Genomic DNA, 16,403 nt, shown 5'->3' with positions numbered 1-16,403 from the left:
TTCGACGGTTTCGTCAAGCATAGAAACCCTTCAAGCATAATTTTTCGTACAGTATCTTAGCCACGTAGCGTAGCGACCGCAAGAGTACGTGTGCGCCGCCGGTGCCTGGGACTTACGTCCCGACCTACTGCCACAGCACCCCGTTTACTGCTGGATATCCTTTGCAGAGCTTAAGGTTACTTCAACCTTGTTCTCTTCGTACTGTCTGCCACTCTGACGGGCAACGGTAAGAGTAACCTTATCTCCGGCCTGATAGCTCTTTAACGCTGACTGCAGCTCTGTCATAGAAGAAATCTTTGTGCTGTCAATAGCAGTGATGATATCTCCCTCCTGTAAGCCGGCATTTGCGGCACCTGAACCAGCTGAAACAGATGAAACATACACACCCTGTGGAAAACCATAAGCTACCATCTCAGACGAAACATCGCCACCCTTTATTCCAAGGTATGCCTGATTCTCATTTGTATACTTTCCATCCTGGATGAGGCTCTCAATAATAGGCTTTGCAACTGACATAGGAATTGCGTATCCGATACCCTCAACCTCAGTTGAAGAATATTTTACGGAATTGATACCGATGACCTCGCCGTTTTCATTTAAGAGTGCTCCACCACTGTTTCCAGGGTTTATGGCTGCATCTGTCTGAATAAGCTTGTTGTTGGTAACAGTCTCACCTGTCTGTGAATCCTGTGTAGTTACTGTTCTGTTAAGCGCACTTACTATACCTGTTGTGACAGACTGTCCGTATCCGAGTGCATTACCGATAGCGATTGCCGGGCTTCCAACAACTACACTGTCTGAATCTCCGATTGTAGCAATCTTGATATTTGAGTAAGTATCTTTTCCAAGGTCTGCTTTCTTTACACGTACAACTGCAAGATCATCGTCCGGATCCATTCCTCTGATTTCTGCCTTTACCACAGAATCATCATCAAACTGTACTGTAAGCTCCTCTGAATCTGCTACAACATGGTTGTTTGTAGCAATGTAGAGATAATCATCATCCTCACTCACAATGATACCTGAGCCGCAGCTCTGTGACTGCTGTGACTTCTTTCCGAAAAAGCTGTTGTAGGTGACTGTTCCTGTATTTGTGATAGCAACGATGCTAGGCATAACCTCATCGACAACAGATGATACATCTGTCAGATCCTTTGCATCCCCTGATGATGTCTGCTTAGTTCCACCGGATGTTGTGGTAGAAAGCTTTGCACTTGCAGTAGAAGAATTTGAAATAGCTCTCGTGCCAACATAGCTTACTCCTGTGAAAACGCCGCCTCCAACGAGTCCGAAGATAAGAGCTGCCGCCACTGTCTTTGCTGCAAATGGTCCAAATGCACCAGGCTTTCTAGGTGTTCTCTGTTTCTTAGGCTTTGCAGCATTTTGGTACTGTGCGTTCTGATATTGGGTATTCTGCGTCTGACCACTCTGATATGCGCTGCCTTGCTGGTATGCCTGACCATTCATATTCATCCGGCTATATGAGCTGCCTGTTGAACCGGCTGATGTGCCACCATATGCATTATTATTTGTGCCTGAATTATATGACTGATTAGAATAAGACTGGTTTGCATATGACTGATTTACATTTGGCTGTGCTGCTTCAGAAGCCTGCGAATATGGGTTGTAGCTCTGTGAATAGGTTTCAGCTGATGTATTATTAGTCTGTGCAGCCTTCTGTGACTCGTCCGGATTGTAAGGATTACCCGACATTGTGAAATTTACATTGTTTGTATTGTTATTTGTACTGTTAGTATTATTTGTGTCATTCATATTTCCATAATTGTTATCCATAATAATTTCTCCCTTCGTTTATATTTAGAAGTATACTGTCAATCTGTGTTTAATTTGTGACGAGATTATTTATTTTTTCGGAAATCGTAAATATTCAGAACAATTGAAAACAAAAAAGCTGATGCATTATGAAAAAACCAGCTGCATATTTACAAAAATAAAAATAACTGCTCATCAGCAGATGCACCTATGAATCTGCGATATATACAAAATGCAGAATATCAATACTTTCCCTGCCAATAAACAGTTACCATAAATCATATATTAAATATCAATGTCAGCTCTGTGCGGCACCAAATGATAGCAATTAAATCTCAATTCCATTCTTCTCAAGAAGTGCTCTCGCTGTTTCAACCGAATCTGTACCTGTCGCATTCTTTACAGGTGCAAACTCCTTCTCTCTGTCTACCTCAAATGGCAGGCTGTTGTCCATCATGTATACCATATCAAGGATGAGTGTCTCGAACTTGTATGCATTCGGAGTCTCAGGCTTGTGCTCTGTTCCATTCTCATCAATGTAAGGTACCTTCTTCTCTACCACATGAAGCGGAAGGCTCTTCTCTGCGATAGCCATGAGCTTGTCCACGCGGAATAAATAGTTTAAGATAACACCAAAGCCATACTGTAATGAACCATTCTCGTTCTTTGCCTCTGCCATCTCAGGAGTAAGCTCGTAATACTCAACAATCGAAGGCTTGCCATTCTCAAGACACATAGCTCCTACTCTCTCGTATGGATCGCACTTTCTGACCACCTTAGAGCCGCTGACACAGCCGGACTCGATTGTAGCACCGACAAATACAGGATCTGCAATCTGCTGAAGCACATTGTCCACAGCAAATACATTGAGCCACTCAACCCCCTTGTCCTTCAAATCCTTGTCAAGACCGGCATTGATGAGTGACTTGAACCATCCACCGTTTCCGTTTGGTGACATGGCAAGTGAATCCTCAGACTTCATGAGCAGATTGCCGTCAAAATCAACTGCCGGAACCATCTCCTGAACGAAAAACTTCACATAGTCCTTATTGTATCCAAAATAGTCGTGCTCTGCAAAAAACTCTCTTGTCATGCCATCATTTATCTCGCTTGTCATGACATACAGCGGCACCCATGTACCGGCCTGATTTGTAACCTTCATAAGGTTTGCGATAAGCTGCTCGAAAATGTAGAGCTCCTTTGTCTTTCCGATATTAAACATGCCCTTAGCCTTGTCAAAACCAAGACGTGTGCCCTGTCCACCTGCAAGAAGAATTGCACCGACCTTGCCATTCTTGACCGCATCAAGACCTGTTGCAAGATATTTATCCTTATTAGCCTCTATCTCTGAAAGCTCCATAGCTGCAAGTGGTGAGAATGTACCTCGCTGCTGCTCCTTGTTGTGAATCATATCAAGGTATGACCAATCCATGTGCTCAAGCTGTGACTCAAGCTTTGCCGGTGCTTCCTGTGTTAAAAATTTCTTTAAGTATTTCTGGTTTGTTGCTGTGATTTTTTCTTTGATTTCTGATTTCATAAATTTCTCCCTTGTTCTTGTAATATAATTGATAATTAATGTTTAATCATTAATCAACTATAGATTATTAGTAACCATACAGACCAGTTATTGCAATATTACTTTATTGATATATTAATTGTATCAGCCATATTAAAGTATGCGGGACCAATCTAATGACCGGTCCCTGATATATTGTCCATATAAATATTGTCTTTATAAAGCTTAATTAGTATATCTTATGCCTTATAACACCTTCATAACTGACTTCAGGTAATTACTCATCTGAATCATCGGATGATGATTTTGTTGTCGAATCATTTTCAGATTCTGACTGACTCTTCTTTAGGGCATCCTGCTTGTCCTTATTCTTTTTCTTTGCCCCTTCAGTTCCATCAGAGCCAACAGTATCATTGTACTGCGTGAGATCAAATGCTGAAGTCTTAGATGTAACACCTGTCTTTTTAGCAATCTTATCACTTACTGTCTGAACGGTATCTGTCGGCTGATAATCAGTCTCATTAAACAGGAACTGATGAAGCTCAGAAACATTCTGTGCCAAATCTATAGGAATTACGGTATCGCCAGTAGTTGACAGATTCATTGTAGTCAGCTCAAATGGGAAGCCTGTTGTCTCCTTCATCTGATATTTTGTAACAGCTGTTGCATATTGCACAATCTCTGCTGCTGTAAAGTTTGTACTTATCTGACTCATAATATCCTTACACATCTCTGTGAGCGAACCTAAGTCTGACTGTTTAGCCTTGTCAAGCATAGCCTGAAGCACAATTCTCTGACGGGATGCCCTTAAGAAATCATCACCGGAGGTGTTTCTGATACGTGCATAGCACGTAGCCTGAGTTCCATCAAGATGCTGCATGCCATCATCCTCAAGATAAGGAGTATTATATCCTGTAGTATAATCAACCTCCGGAATCAGAAAATTGATTTCCTCCATCTCTGCCTTCGTAATCTCAAGATCAAGACCACCGATATCATCTATGGCATCTACAAGAGCCTTCCAGTCCACACATACATATTTAGTAATATTCAAATCCAAATTTGAATTAAGCATGGCTACTGCCCTTCTCGCACCACCATTTGCATATGCAGCATTAGCCTTGGCATATTTTCCGTTTCCTATCGGAAGATAGGTATCTCTGTAGACAGAAACAAGCTGAACCTCCTTAGTATCATAATTCAGACTAGCGATCATGATACAATCGGAATGTCCCTCATTGTATGAACCATTGCTTCTATTATCAAGACCAAACAATGCAACATTCAGATATCCATGCATATTAGCAAGTACATCCTCATCAATATCTTCATTTATTCCAGCTTCACTGTTTGTAAGCCCTTTTTCATACTTTACCTGTCCAAGCGTCTTATTGTAAGCCCACACTACAACCAATACAATTATCAATAGTAAAACTTCAAACACAAAGAGTATCAGCTTCTTACGCGCACTTTTTTTCTTTTTTCTTCTTCTCTTTTTTGCCATGTTATTTTTCCTTTTTCCTATGAATGTAAAGCCACGCGTCTGCGTAGTCCTGACGCTCCTTCTCTGACATATTGGTATATTTTCCAAACTCCAGATTCGTCAGACGCATCTGCGGCCTGCCACACTTGAAGCATTCAACCTCTTTCCTTCTTGAAACCATCCGTATCCAGCCACAATCCGGGCAAATGTATATTTTCATCATAGTCTTTATTCAAACTGTCCGAGAACCTCAGCTGACAAAGCATCAAGCTTAGCCTGTGAATCTTCAAGAGACACTCCTTTGACTCCGAAATAGAATTTAATCTTAGGCTCTGTACCAGAAGGGCGTACGCAGCACCAAGCGTTATCGTTAAGTTCGTAGTAAAGTACATTGGAAGAAGGAAGACCTGTCGGCTCAACCTTTCCTGTTGTCATATCTTTTCTTGTGTCATTCTTGTAATCACGGATAGCAATCACCTGATAATCACCAAACTTCTTTGGCTCAGCGGCACGTGCCTTTGTCATAATCTCATTTATCTGTGCGGCACCATCAATGCCCTTTAAAGTCAGTGTGGAAATACCCTCTCTGTAGTAGCCATACTTCTCGTACATGTCAACCATGCCATCCCAGAGCGTCTTGCCCTGTGACTTGTAGAAAGCAGCCACCTCACACAACATGCAAACTGCTGCAGGAGCATCCTTATCCCTTGCATATGTGCCAGGCAGACATCCGTAGCTCTCCTCCATACCAAATACATAGTTGTTGCAGCCGGTCTTTTCAAATTTGAGCATCTGCTCTCCGATATACTTGAAGCCTGTGAGAACCTCGATATGCTTTACACCATATGCTGCCGCAATTGCCTTTCCCATATCTGTAGAAACAATTGACTCAACAAATGCAGGATTCTCAGGCAGAGTACCATTGGCACTCTTCTGGCTTAAAATATACTCACCGATAAGCATAGCTGACATATTTCCTGTAAATGTCACATATTCACCTGTCTTTGTATCCTTGCAGTATACACCGAGTCTGTCGGCATCAGGGTCAGTTGCTAAAACGATATCAGCATCCTTTTCCTTTGCCAGCTCAAGTGCAAGCTTCCATGCATCAGGATTCTCAGGATTTGGATAAGGACATGTAGGGAAATTGCCATCAGGCACTGCCTGGCTTGGCTCAATGTATACATTCTCAAAGCCCATATCCTTAAGCACTCTCTGTACAGGGCGAAGACCTGTGCCATGGAGTGGTGTGTAAACAATCTTGATATCCTTTGCCATAGCCTTGATAATCTCCGGATGGATAGAAAGCTTGCGTAGCTCTCCGAAATATCCCTCCTCAACCTCATCAGAGATGACATTGTAAAGACCTGCCTCAATAGCAGCAGCCTTGTCCATAGTCTTTACCTGATCAAACGATGTAACCTTTGCCACCTCAGCCATGATGCTTGTATCGTGAGGTGGAGTAACCTGTGCACCATCCTCCCAGTATACCTTGTATCCATTGTACTCACGAGGATTGTGGCTTGCTGTGATAACAACACCGGCTATCGTGCCGAGTGTCCTTACTGCGTATGAAAGCTCCGGAACAGGTGCGAGCTGTGGGAATACATATGTCTTGATTCCGTTAGCTGCAAGACAGAGAGCTGTGGCATCTGTGAACTCATCATGCATATTACGTGAGTCATGTGCGATTGCAACACCTCTCTTTACTGCGTCCTCTCCCTGTGAAAGTATGTAATTTGCCAGTCCCTGTGTAGCCTGACGAACTGTGTATATATTCATCCTGTTGGTGCCGGCTCCTATTACACCACGAAGACCTGCTGTACCAAACTCAAGTGTGCGATAGAATCTGTCCTCTATCTCCTTATCATCACCTGCGATAGCCTTAAGCTCTGCCTTTGTAGCCTCATCAAAATATGGGTCTGTACACCATTTCTCGTATTCCGCTCTAAATTCCATTTATATTAACCTCCTATGTCTGCTAGTAATAAGCCTATTAATGTTAACCATACCGATTTTACCACATTAACGTGCATTTGAAAAGTTTTTGTTCCTTAATATTTTTTTAAACACCAGGCTCCTCATCCAAAGTGGCATCATACAGACAACAAACTGTGCCGCAACCGTAACAAAATAATCGGCCGCACTTATGGTCCCTGTCTTTAAAATACGCTTTCTTCCTGCCTTGTATTTAAGGAAATAATCAAAGCCGCCACGCCTCTTCAGCATATTATCACCGGTTCTGGCATACACAAGAGTCTCACCTATATTTGCCATACGACAGTGATTTCTGATCATATTCGCCCAAAGAAGAGAATCCTCCATAAGCAGACAGTCCTGATAATTGCCCGCGGCAAGCACCGCAGACCTTTTGTACATCACAGTCATGTGATTGACCGCATCACGCTTTCTCTGATACTGCTTTATCACATAATTTCCAAGAGGCACTGTCCTCTCTGATATAATATTATGCATATCATCGGAAAACTCGCTGATGTAGCCGCCTATGATATCAAGCCCCGGATTTTCCGAAAAAGCATTCAGCTGTCTCTCAAACCGGTCAGGCACACATATATCATCCGTATCCATTCTGGCCACAAGCTCATTAGAGCAATGCTTTATGCCTTCAGCAAGCGCAAGACCGAGCCCGCTGTTTTTTTCAAGCTTTACAGTAACAAAATTTATTTCCGAATGCCTGCATTCATAATCTCTGATTGCCTCATAAAGCTCATCTGTCAGCCGGCCATCCTCCACCAGCACTATCTCGTCCGGTAAAACAGTCTGTGAATATATGCTTTCCATACACTCCCTGAAATACTCAGGCTTTTCCTTGTAATAAATTGACAGTAAGACTGAAAATTTGACTTTATCCATAAATATCATCCTCCCAGACAAGCAGACTAATGTATTACCGCAAGCACAGTCTCTATGCACAGTCTGATATCATTTATCAGTGAAAATCTCTTAAGATACTTAAGATTGTACCTCATCTTGCCCGGCAGCACCTTGTGGATATATGTGTAATCCACATCATCAGAAGCCTCAAGAAGCCTGTCCTCATCCTTATACCTGATGCTTGCCTCACTTGTGATTCCGGCAGGCATCAGAAGTGTCGCCATCATCGCTGGTGTATATGCCATGACATACTTCTCCACCTCTGGTCTTGTGCCAACAAAGCTCATATCACCACATAGCACATTTATAAGCTGCGGGATCTCATCAAGCCTGTACTTTCTGATGACAGCACCGACTCTTGTGATTCTTGAATCCCCACCGACAGTCACGAGTGAACCCTTTTTGTCAGCGTCATTAACCATAGTTCTAAACTTGAATATGCGAAACTTCCTGCCATACTGCGTGATGCGCTCCTGTCTGAAAAAAACAGGTCCTCTGCTATCTACCTTTATCCAGACAGCAAGGACCAGTATAACAGGCGAAAGCAGCACAAGAAGAACAGCGGACATAATCACATCAAAAAAGCGTTTGAATACCATGCTTGTCCTCTTTCTGCTCAGATGCCTGTAATATTTAAGTGTAAAATCATTTTTCATGAATGTAGGAATCTCTCCCCATGTTCTCCATCTACTCATGTAAAATCTCCAATAAATTATTAATTATATACTCCACATCCTCATCGCTAAGCTTTGTGTTGAGAGGAAGTGTAATCTCATTCTCATACTGATTATAAGCATTTGGAAAATCAGCTATGTCAAAGCCCATATTCTTATATGCTGTCATCATCGGAAGCGGCTTGTAATGCACATTTGTGGCGATACCTCGCTCCGCCATCTGCACTATAAGCTCATTACGCCTTTCCACACCGATGCCCGGTATGCGAAGCAGATACAAATGCCCGCTCGATATATGCCTGTCTGTAAAATGAGGCACAGTCAAGAGACCAAGCGGCTCAAATGCCTCGTCATAGCACTCTATAATATCACGTCGCCTCTTGAGAAGCCCCTCATATCTGTCAAGCTGTACCAGACCAATAGCAGCCTGGATATCAGTCATATTGCACTTATACGAAGGAGCCACAATATCATACTCCCAGTTGCCCAGACCATTCTTGTGCAAAGCATCCTTTGTCTGTCCGTGGAGTGAAAGCAGCATAAACTGCTTGTAGATATACTCGTCATCAAAGCCCTCTATAGGTCTCCAGGTGAGTGCTCCTCCCTCTGCGGTGGTCAGATTCTTGACCGCATGGAATGAAAAGCTTGTAAAATCAGCTACATTGCCACACATAATCCGCTCACCTGCTCTCATGTAAGAAGCACCAAAAGCATGAGCTGAGTCAGCCGCCACAATCACATGTCCGATTGCCCTCTGCACATCATTTGACGGATGAAAAAGAGCCTTCTTTCTCTCCACAATGTCAAAAATCCTGTCATAGTCACAAGGCACACCTGCAATATCAACCGGCACAATAACCTTTGTCTTTTCTGTAATAGCGGCTTCCATGGCATCGTAATCCATCTCAAATGAATCAGGTGCTACGTCTATAAACTTAAGAGCTGCACCTACATGCACAGCAGGGCTTGCAGATGCAGTATATGTGTATGCGCTCGTGATGACCTCATCCCCTGCACCTATTCCCAGAAATCTGAGTATCGACTCAAGACACGCAGTAGCAGAGCCCAGAGCCACAGCCTTATCCGTAACACATAGCTTAGCAATCCTCTTCTCAAACTCCTTGGTTCTTGGACCTGTTGTAATCCAACCGCTTCGCAGCGCATCAGCAACAGCTGACACCTCTGCCTCTGTTATATCAGGTGGTGAAAATGAAATCTGTCTCTTTTCCATAGTTATGTTCCTCGCTTCCGACATGAAATATGCCAAACATCCGGCTTTTACAGTCTATATTATGAGCTTCAAAAGATATTTAGTCCTCCAGGTCCGGATGATATGTCTTTACCACAGAGGCCACTATCTGCTTGATATCCTTTGCTTCTGAGGTGCATGCCTTCTCGAGCATCTCAAGCTGCTTCTCAAAGAGCTCATCATCCATCTCAATAGGCTCACCAACATGAATCAGCTTGTTCGGAGTCTCCTTGAGGCCTTCCTCGCTCATCAGCATCTCCTCGTATAGCTTCTCGCCCGGACGCAGGCCTGTGTATACAATCTGAATATCCACATCCGGCTCCAGTCCTGAAAGCCTGATAAGGTTTCTTGCCATATCATCAATCTTGACCGGCTCGCCCATGTCGAGCACGAAAATCTCTCCTCCGTGAGCATAGAGCCCTGCCTGCAGCACAAGCGCCACGGCCTCCGGAATTGTCATAAAATACCTGATAATACGCTTGTCCGTCACCGTAACAGGACCGCCATCCTCTATCTGCTTCTTAAACAGCGGTATAACACTACCATTGCTGCCAAGCACGTTTCCAAAACGTACCGCTACAAAATCAGTCTCTGTCTGCCTGTTCATCATCTGTATAACCATCTCACACAGACGCTTTGATGCCCCCATGATATTGGTCGGATTAACCGCCTTATCCGTAGAGATAAGCACGAACTTCTTCACATGGTACTCAGCTGCAATCCTTGAGAGCTTTAATGTGCCAAGCACATTGTTTTTTATTGCCTCATTCGGGCTTTCCTCCATCAGCGGTACATGCTTATGTGCTGCCGCATGATAAATAATCTCCGGATGATATGTCTGGAATACATAGTGCAGCCTGTTAGTATTGCGCACCGAGCCAATCAGCGTCTCCACCCTTACATAAGGATATTTGCGCTTCAGCTCCTGCTGTATATCGTATGCATTATTCTCGTAAATATCAAAAATGATAAGAAGCTTAGGATCCTCCCTGGCTATCTGACGGCAAAGCTCACTACCGATTGAGCCACCGCCACCTGTGACCATGACCACCTTGCCCTGTAAAAATGAATGAATACCGTCATTATCCACAACAACCGGATCTCTTCCAAGCAAATCCTCAATGCTTACCGGACGCAGATTGGAAACCGACACTCTTCCGTCCACCATCTGATAGATTCCCGGAACCACAGACACATCACAGCCTGTGTCCTTACAAATATTGAGTATATCCTTCCTGTCCTTACCTGATGTGGATGGGACAGCATACACAATCTTTGTAATATCATACTTCTCAACCATCTCAGGAATATCATTTCGGTTGCCGACAATAGGCACGCCGTCTATAAAGCGCCCCAGCTTCGCCGGATTGTCATCTATGATGCAGCAGGCCTTTGTGTGCAGATGTGAGCTCATGATAAGCTCCCTGATAAGCATCCTGCCCGCATTTCCGGCTCCTATAATCATGACCTTCTCATCACCGTTTGCGGAGCCTCTCTGCTCAAGCATCTTCTGACCGGTTCTGATAAATCTGTACGCAAAACGGCACGCTGTGCACAGTGCAAAGCTGAGCATCAGTCCGATAATCCAGAATGCATACGGCATCTTGATCTCATAAACCTCATGAATGATAACGCTCACAACTGTAAGCACCAGAAAGGCACCAATAATATGCATAAACTCGTTGATGCTCGCAAAGCGCCATATACTGTGGTAAAGCCTGAAAATATAAAACACCACAAGTGAAATCACCATAAACAATGGCACAATGTGCAGATAGCCCTCAAGAAATGAAAGCGGAATATGTGAATATGAAAACTCAAACCTGATCATCAAAGCGAAAAAGAATGAGATTGCAATAATACACATATCAACAAAAGCAAGAACCAATGCCCTGAAAACCCATTGCTTGTCATTGCCCATGTATGCGTCCGGCTTCTCCGGACCATCGTATTTTGTTTTGTCTTTTCGATTATTTGTATCTTTTTTCATGTCAAGTCTATTACTCATATAGGATTTTCTCCTTCTGTCCCACACTGCAAAAAGCAGCTTCTATATCCCTATGTAAATCAACTTCTCATAAACTGCATTTAATTAAACTGAGTTCAAATAAATTTACGTTTTATTATACCATACACACACTATTATAGTTCTTATAATTTTATTAAATATACCACACCTAGCGATTTTTAAAAACAAATAGCTTGCTTATCACATAGTTGAGCACAACAACCACCACCTGTGCAGCCAGCTTCACCCACATGCTCGGATATGCCAAAACAGTGATAAATACAAAGATAATAGTCTCTTCAATGACAAGCGTAATAAATCTTCCGCTGAAAAAAGCAAACATCTGTACTAAAAACGCCGTCTTTGTCGGCGTGGCAACCTTAAACACCCACTTCTTGTTGGTAACATATGAAAAAAGTACAGCAAACACCCATGCCAGTGCATTTGCAATCAGCTCATTGATTCCAAAAATCACATTAAAAATGGCATATGAGCCTATGCTGATCACAAAGGTCATATTGCCAAAAAACGTGTATAAAACAAGCTCCTTAAACTCCTCTTTCCTGTTTCGTATTATAATATTATCCATTTCTCCACCTATGTGACAGGCTTTATTCCCCTGTCGTAATTTATACGTGTAAGTTGATAGTAATGTTAATTTGCGATTTTTATATAATAACTGCATAGCCAAAATAAGTCAATATGTGATATGATATCTGCATGAAAAATAAAACACAAAAAAACAAGAGTATAAAACTAAACTACATATATAATGTGAGTTACCAGATACTCACACTGATCACACCGCTCATCACCGCGCCGTACCTCTCGAGGGTGCTTAAGGCAGACGGAATAGGTGCCTACAGCTATACCTACTCGCTGGTATCATACTTTATCATGTTTGCCGCACTTGGCACTGTAAACTACGGAAACAGGGAAATAGCATACCTGCAAAAGGACAGAGCCAAACGCACCAAAACCTTCTGGGAGATAGAGCTTCTATCCGTTATCAGCGTGATTGTGTGTCTGTGCGCATATATGGTATTCACACTTGCATTTCCACACTCACCGCTCAAAAAGCACCTGCTGTTGATTGAAGCCGTGTACCTGATATCAGTTGCTTCTGATATCTCCTGGCTGTTTCAGGGACTTGAGGAATTTGGCAAAATAGTCGGTCGAAACGTGATTTTTAAAATCATAAACATTGCTTTTATCTTCATCGCCGTGCGCTCAGAGAGTGATCTGCTCATATATGTGGCAGGAGTATGCCTTTTAGAGCTTTTTGCCAATATATCCATCTGGTTTTACCTACCTCAATATGTCGACAGACCAAATCTTAAGGAGCTTAAGCCATTCTCTCATCTAAGGGCTACTCTCACGCTCTTTGTACCTACTATAGCGACAACCATATACACAGCGCTTGACAAAACCATGCTCAACAACCTAACCGGCAGCATGACAGAAAACGGCTACTATGAGCAGGCCAACAAGATATCCAAAATGGTCCTCATGCTCGTAACCTCACTCGGTACTGTGATGCTTCCAAGAATAGGAAGAGCCTTCAGTGAAAATAAAAAAGACGAAGTAAAAGCTCTCCTTTATAAGAGCTTTCAATTCGTCTGGTTTATAGGTCTTGCTCTGTGCTTTGGCCTGATAGGCATCGCACGCAATTTCTCGCCATGGTTTTTCGGTCCGGGATATGAAAAGGTGCCATATCTCATCATGATAATGGCTACACTGTTGCCGATTATAGGCTTAAGCAATGTAATCGGTATACAGTATCTGGTAACTACCAAGCGTGAAAGCCTGCTGACACGCTCAGTATGTATCGGAGCCGCAGCCAATTTTGTCATGAATATGATTCTCATACATCAGCTCTATTCATACGGTGCAGCCATAGCCTCTGTCATCTCGGAGGTAATAATAACTGCTGTACAGCTTTACTTCATACGAAATGAGCTCAGTATACCAAAAATATTTTCTCTATCGTGGAAATATCTCATATCAGCAGTCTGTATGCTTATAGTACTGTTTCTCATGGATGTAAGGCTGTCAGTCAGCTTCATGCACACAATGATTATGATTGTGACCGGATTTATAGTCTATATGGTGCTGCTTGTACTGATGCGTGATGAGATGGTGTTGGAAGGCATAAGGCTCATTAAATCCCGTATCAAACGTCACTAAATAATACCATTATGCAGCGATTGATTACCCGGCAGCTTCACTTATTTGGCAGTCTCATACTCACCAACCACTTGTGCCACTCCTCTGTCAGTATATTCTCTTGCCATTTTCAGAGCTTTTTTAGTCCTCTTCACAGACTTTTTCCATCTTGAAAGCTCTGATTTTGCCGTATCAGACTTTATACCATATTGATTCACAGCCATATTGCCAATATATGACGTAAGCTTTTGAGCACCATAGGCATTCAGGTGCTCAAAATCAGCGAAGTCATGGGAATCATCTATCCCTGCAATGCTCTCATAATCAGTACTTAGATCAAGAAAATCGTACCCATACTCCCTCGTTATACTTTCAATCTTCTCAAGTCCTGACTTATCAGCTGCCTGTGTCTCATGAGGTGGCTGCAGCAACAGCACATGCTCTATGCCAAGCTTATTGCAGTACGAAAGCAGCTCCTTAAGATATTCCCTGCACTCATCAGTCAGCACATAGGCTTCTTTAGTGGGCTGTCCGATATTTGCCAGATTGTCACGGCCTCCGGTGATGCCTGTTTTTGAATAAAAGCCCTTCAGATAACCTCCACCACTGAGCCTCATATAGGCACGAGTGACAAATGAGGTATACACCGCCTCAGGGTCCTTCCAGTTGCCATGATACTTCTCCAATGGAAAATAAAGGGTATCCGATATGTTATCCTTCACCTTTTCATCATCCTTATTGATATTTTGGGGAATAGTCTTTACCGTGTCAAGCTTGTTCTGTGACATAGGCATATTGTCAATCCACTTTCTCAGATAAACCTCATCAGTCAGATTCCAATTGCCCTGACTAAATGCTGCAGCACTGATCACAAGAAGCTTCGGCTTCTGTCTCTTCACAATCTCCGTGACGATGGACTTGTACATATTGCATGGCACAGCTCCTATTGAAAGATTGCATGACTTAAGGCCATACTCCTCCCATGCCAGAGCCGGCGCATAGCCCGTGTATACCTCGCTTGGTCCAATCATGACCATATCAAGACTGTTCTTTGGCTCTGCATAAAAACCATATATATTTTCGATATCGCTGCTGTCAATGGCAATAAATGCCTTTGATACTATTTGCACGAGCAATAGGAGGACTATTGCAAATGCAGAGATTTTAATAAATTTCATGGTGTTTCCTTTTCTATTAAAACTATTCATTTTGATATTTTTCTTCAACAAGCACTATATAGTATATCGGATTAGTGTTAAAAAACAACACCCTGATTCCTATTTGTCATTTTCTGATATGAAGCTGTTTACCTGGGTAGAATATAAAATTGATTAATCTGATTTTCTTTATAATACATTCAAACAAAATCCAGCATATAGCAGTGCTTCCTGCAAATCCACATATACACTGCAGTGCCATATTGGTTATACCAGCCCTGTCCAATATAATCCTGATTCCACCTACAAATATCACATGCATCGCATAAAACGGCATGCTGCCACGGCCGATAGTCTGTAACCATTTAGGGAAATCACAATACCCTGATAAAAAATAGCTTACTGCAAATATAAATACTGTCACTATACAGGCGGTAGACCGCTCAACACAGCATATCTATTATCCAGTTTATCAAGCCACTTCTTAATCAGGCATCCCAGATAAAAGTACATCTGAAAGCAGGCTATGTAGTTAAAGCCCACATAGTGAAATCTGCCATAGGATGTCAAAGCAATTATAAAAAACAGCACAAATAAAAGCTCCATTTTATTCTTAAAATGTGGCAGAAGTCTCGCAAACACATAATCAGCCATATACGCCACACAATATATGAGAAACAGTGCATATAAGTACCAAAAAATCTCTATAGGCTTCCATGGTATGCTTATCAGGCTGCTAACACTGAGCGGCTCCCTTAACAAATTTGAAAGTGCAAATTTAATCATCCAGTAAATAACTGAAATCATCACATAAGGCAGCAGGATATTAAATGATTTATGACCTATCCGGCTAGAAATACCTTGTGAAGCATTCCTTACATATTCCCTGTATAAGAAGCCCGAGACTGCGATGAAGCAAGGCATATGAAAGCTGTATATGACATTTGTGATACCATTCATTGTATCATCAAATGAATACATGTCTGTCAGGCCCAATGTAGTGTGACCTAAAATCACAAATAAAATAAGGATGCCCTTTATGAAATCAATTGTTTTATCTCGGGTGGTGTTGGTTTGCATGTTATGTCCTCAAATTTATAAACTGCTAATTTTCTCTTCTATCAAATTTGCCGACACCTTGACATTTGCCTTTTTATAAAGCTTTATGTATTCAGGATTTGCTCTTATATTTGGCACATTCGTTCTGTTTGATGTAACAATTCTCGCATATTTAGTACAATTAGGAATATCATCTCTCATCATATCAATTGTTTGGTTTATTTGCTGCAACGCATGTGCCAAATCAGTTCCCTTCAATTCGACAAATATTGCTTTCATGCCGGTAGCATCTATTAATAAATTATCACATTTAACCTGAATTATTCACGGAATAACAGCATCAGCAGCTGAATTCCGCGCAGTTACTGTATTTTAATTGAATATTGCTTTTCACCTATTTAGTGAATAGAAAAAGACCACTAT

Annotated in this window: 14 protein-coding genes; 1 reads left to right on the top strand and 13 read right to left on the bottom strand. The window is 42.2% G+C overall.

Annotation, left to right across the window (positions count from 1 at the left end):
* Positions 1–144: 144 nt before the first annotated feature.
* The 10 genes from ACTQ1L_RS03860 to ACTQ1L_RS03815 form a co-directional block, all read right to left on the bottom strand.
* The gene (locus tag ACTQ1L_RS03860) at positions 145–1,794 is read right to left on the bottom strand and encodes a trypsin-like peptidase domain-containing protein (protein WP_441365506.1); all 1,650 of its coding nucleotides are present in this window, start codon (positions 1,792–1,794) and stop codon (positions 145–147) included.
* 307 nt (positions 1,795–2,101) lie between these two features.
* On the bottom strand, positions 2,102–3,310 hold the full coding sequence (locus ACTQ1L_RS03855; protein ID WP_441365505.1) for a UTP--glucose-1-phosphate uridylyltransferase: 1,209 nt from the start codon (positions 3,308–3,310) through the stop codon (positions 2,102–2,104).
* Positions 3,311–3,566: 256 nt separating this feature from the next.
* Positions 3,567–4,793, bottom strand: coding sequence for an LCP family protein (locus tag ACTQ1L_RS03850; protein ID WP_321111854.1), 1,227 nt, complete (start codon positions 4,791–4,793; stop codon positions 3,567–3,569).
* A 1-nt stretch (position 4,794) separates the two neighbouring features.
* Entirely contained in the window at positions 4,795–4,953 is a 159-nt protein-coding gene (locus ACTQ1L_RS03845; RefSeq protein WP_015568264.1) for a hypothetical protein, read from the bottom strand.
* 47 nt (positions 4,954–5,000) lie between these two features.
* Positions 5,001–6,731 (bottom strand): phospho-sugar mutase, encoded by a 1,731-nt coding sequence (locus tag ACTQ1L_RS03840; RefSeq protein WP_441365504.1) that lies wholly within the window; start codon positions 6,729–6,731, stop codon positions 5,001–5,003.
* Positions 6,732–6,797: 66 nt separating this feature from the next.
* Complete coding sequence (locus ACTQ1L_RS03835) at positions 6,798–7,646, bottom strand: glycosyltransferase (RefSeq protein ID WP_441365503.1); 849 nt, start codon at positions 7,644–7,646, stop codon at positions 6,798–6,800.
* A 26-nt stretch (positions 7,647–7,672) separates the two neighbouring features.
* Positions 7,673–8,362 carry a sugar transferase gene (locus tag ACTQ1L_RS03830; RefSeq protein WP_441365502.1) on the bottom strand — a complete coding sequence of 230 codons (690 nt, stop codon included), beginning with the start codon at positions 8,360–8,362 and terminating at the stop codon, positions 7,673–7,675.
* Positions 8,355–9,572 carry a DegT/DnrJ/EryC1/StrS family aminotransferase gene (locus tag ACTQ1L_RS03825; RefSeq protein ID WP_441365501.1) on the bottom strand — a complete coding sequence of 406 codons (1,218 nt, stop codon included), beginning with the start codon at positions 9,570–9,572 and terminating at the stop codon, positions 8,355–8,357. The genes ACTQ1L_RS03830 and ACTQ1L_RS03825 overlap by 8 nt, the downstream gene beginning before the upstream one ends.
* A 79-nt stretch (positions 9,573–9,651) precedes the next feature.
* Positions 9,652–11,598, bottom strand: a complete 1,947-nt coding sequence (locus ACTQ1L_RS03820) for a polysaccharide biosynthesis protein (protein WP_441365500.1) — start codon at positions 11,596–11,598, stop codon at positions 9,652–9,654.
* Positions 11,599–11,767: 169 nt separating this feature from the next.
* Entirely contained in the window at positions 11,768–12,187 is a 420-nt protein-coding gene (locus ACTQ1L_RS03815; RefSeq protein ID WP_321112071.1) for a GtrA family protein, read from the bottom strand.
* A gap of 131 nt (positions 12,188–12,318) precedes the next feature.
* Here ACTQ1L_RS03815 and ACTQ1L_RS03810 point away from each other — a divergent pair, with 131 nt between their 5' ends.
* Positions 12,319–13,785: a flippase gene (locus tag ACTQ1L_RS03810; RefSeq protein ID WP_441365499.1), complete on the top strand. Its 1,467-nt coding sequence runs from the start codon at positions 12,319–12,321 to the stop codon at positions 13,783–13,785.
* Positions 13,786–13,826: 41 nt separating this feature from the next.
* On the opposite strand, the gene ACTQ1L_RS03805 is transcribed toward ACTQ1L_RS03810, so the two are convergent.
* From ACTQ1L_RS03805 to ACTQ1L_RS03795, 3 genes are all read right to left on the bottom strand, one after another.
* Entirely contained in the window at positions 13,827–14,942 is a 1,116-nt protein-coding gene (locus tag ACTQ1L_RS03805; RefSeq protein WP_441365498.1) for a hypothetical protein, read from the bottom strand.
* A gap of 402 nt (positions 14,943–15,344) precedes the next feature.
* Positions 15,345–16,001 (bottom strand): acyltransferase family protein, encoded by a 657-nt coding sequence (locus ACTQ1L_RS03800; RefSeq protein WP_441365497.1) that lies wholly within the window; start codon positions 15,999–16,001, stop codon positions 15,345–15,347.
* Positions 16,002–16,016: 15 nt separating this feature from the next.
* On the bottom strand, positions 16,017–16,259 hold the full coding sequence (locus ACTQ1L_RS03795; protein ID WP_441365496.1) for a hypothetical protein: 243 nt from the start codon (positions 16,257–16,259) through the stop codon (positions 16,017–16,019).
* Positions 16,260–16,403 lie beyond the last annotated feature (144 nt).

Origin of the sequence: Agathobacter sp. LCP21S3_B2, from assembly GCF_052118705.1 — a bacterium.
Taxonomy (GTDB): domain Bacteria; phylum Bacillota; class Clostridia; order Lachnospirales; family Lachnospiraceae; genus Roseburia.
The sequence above is the reverse complement of the archived record's forward strand: the minus strand, read 5'-3'. Positions and strand labels throughout refer to the sequence as shown.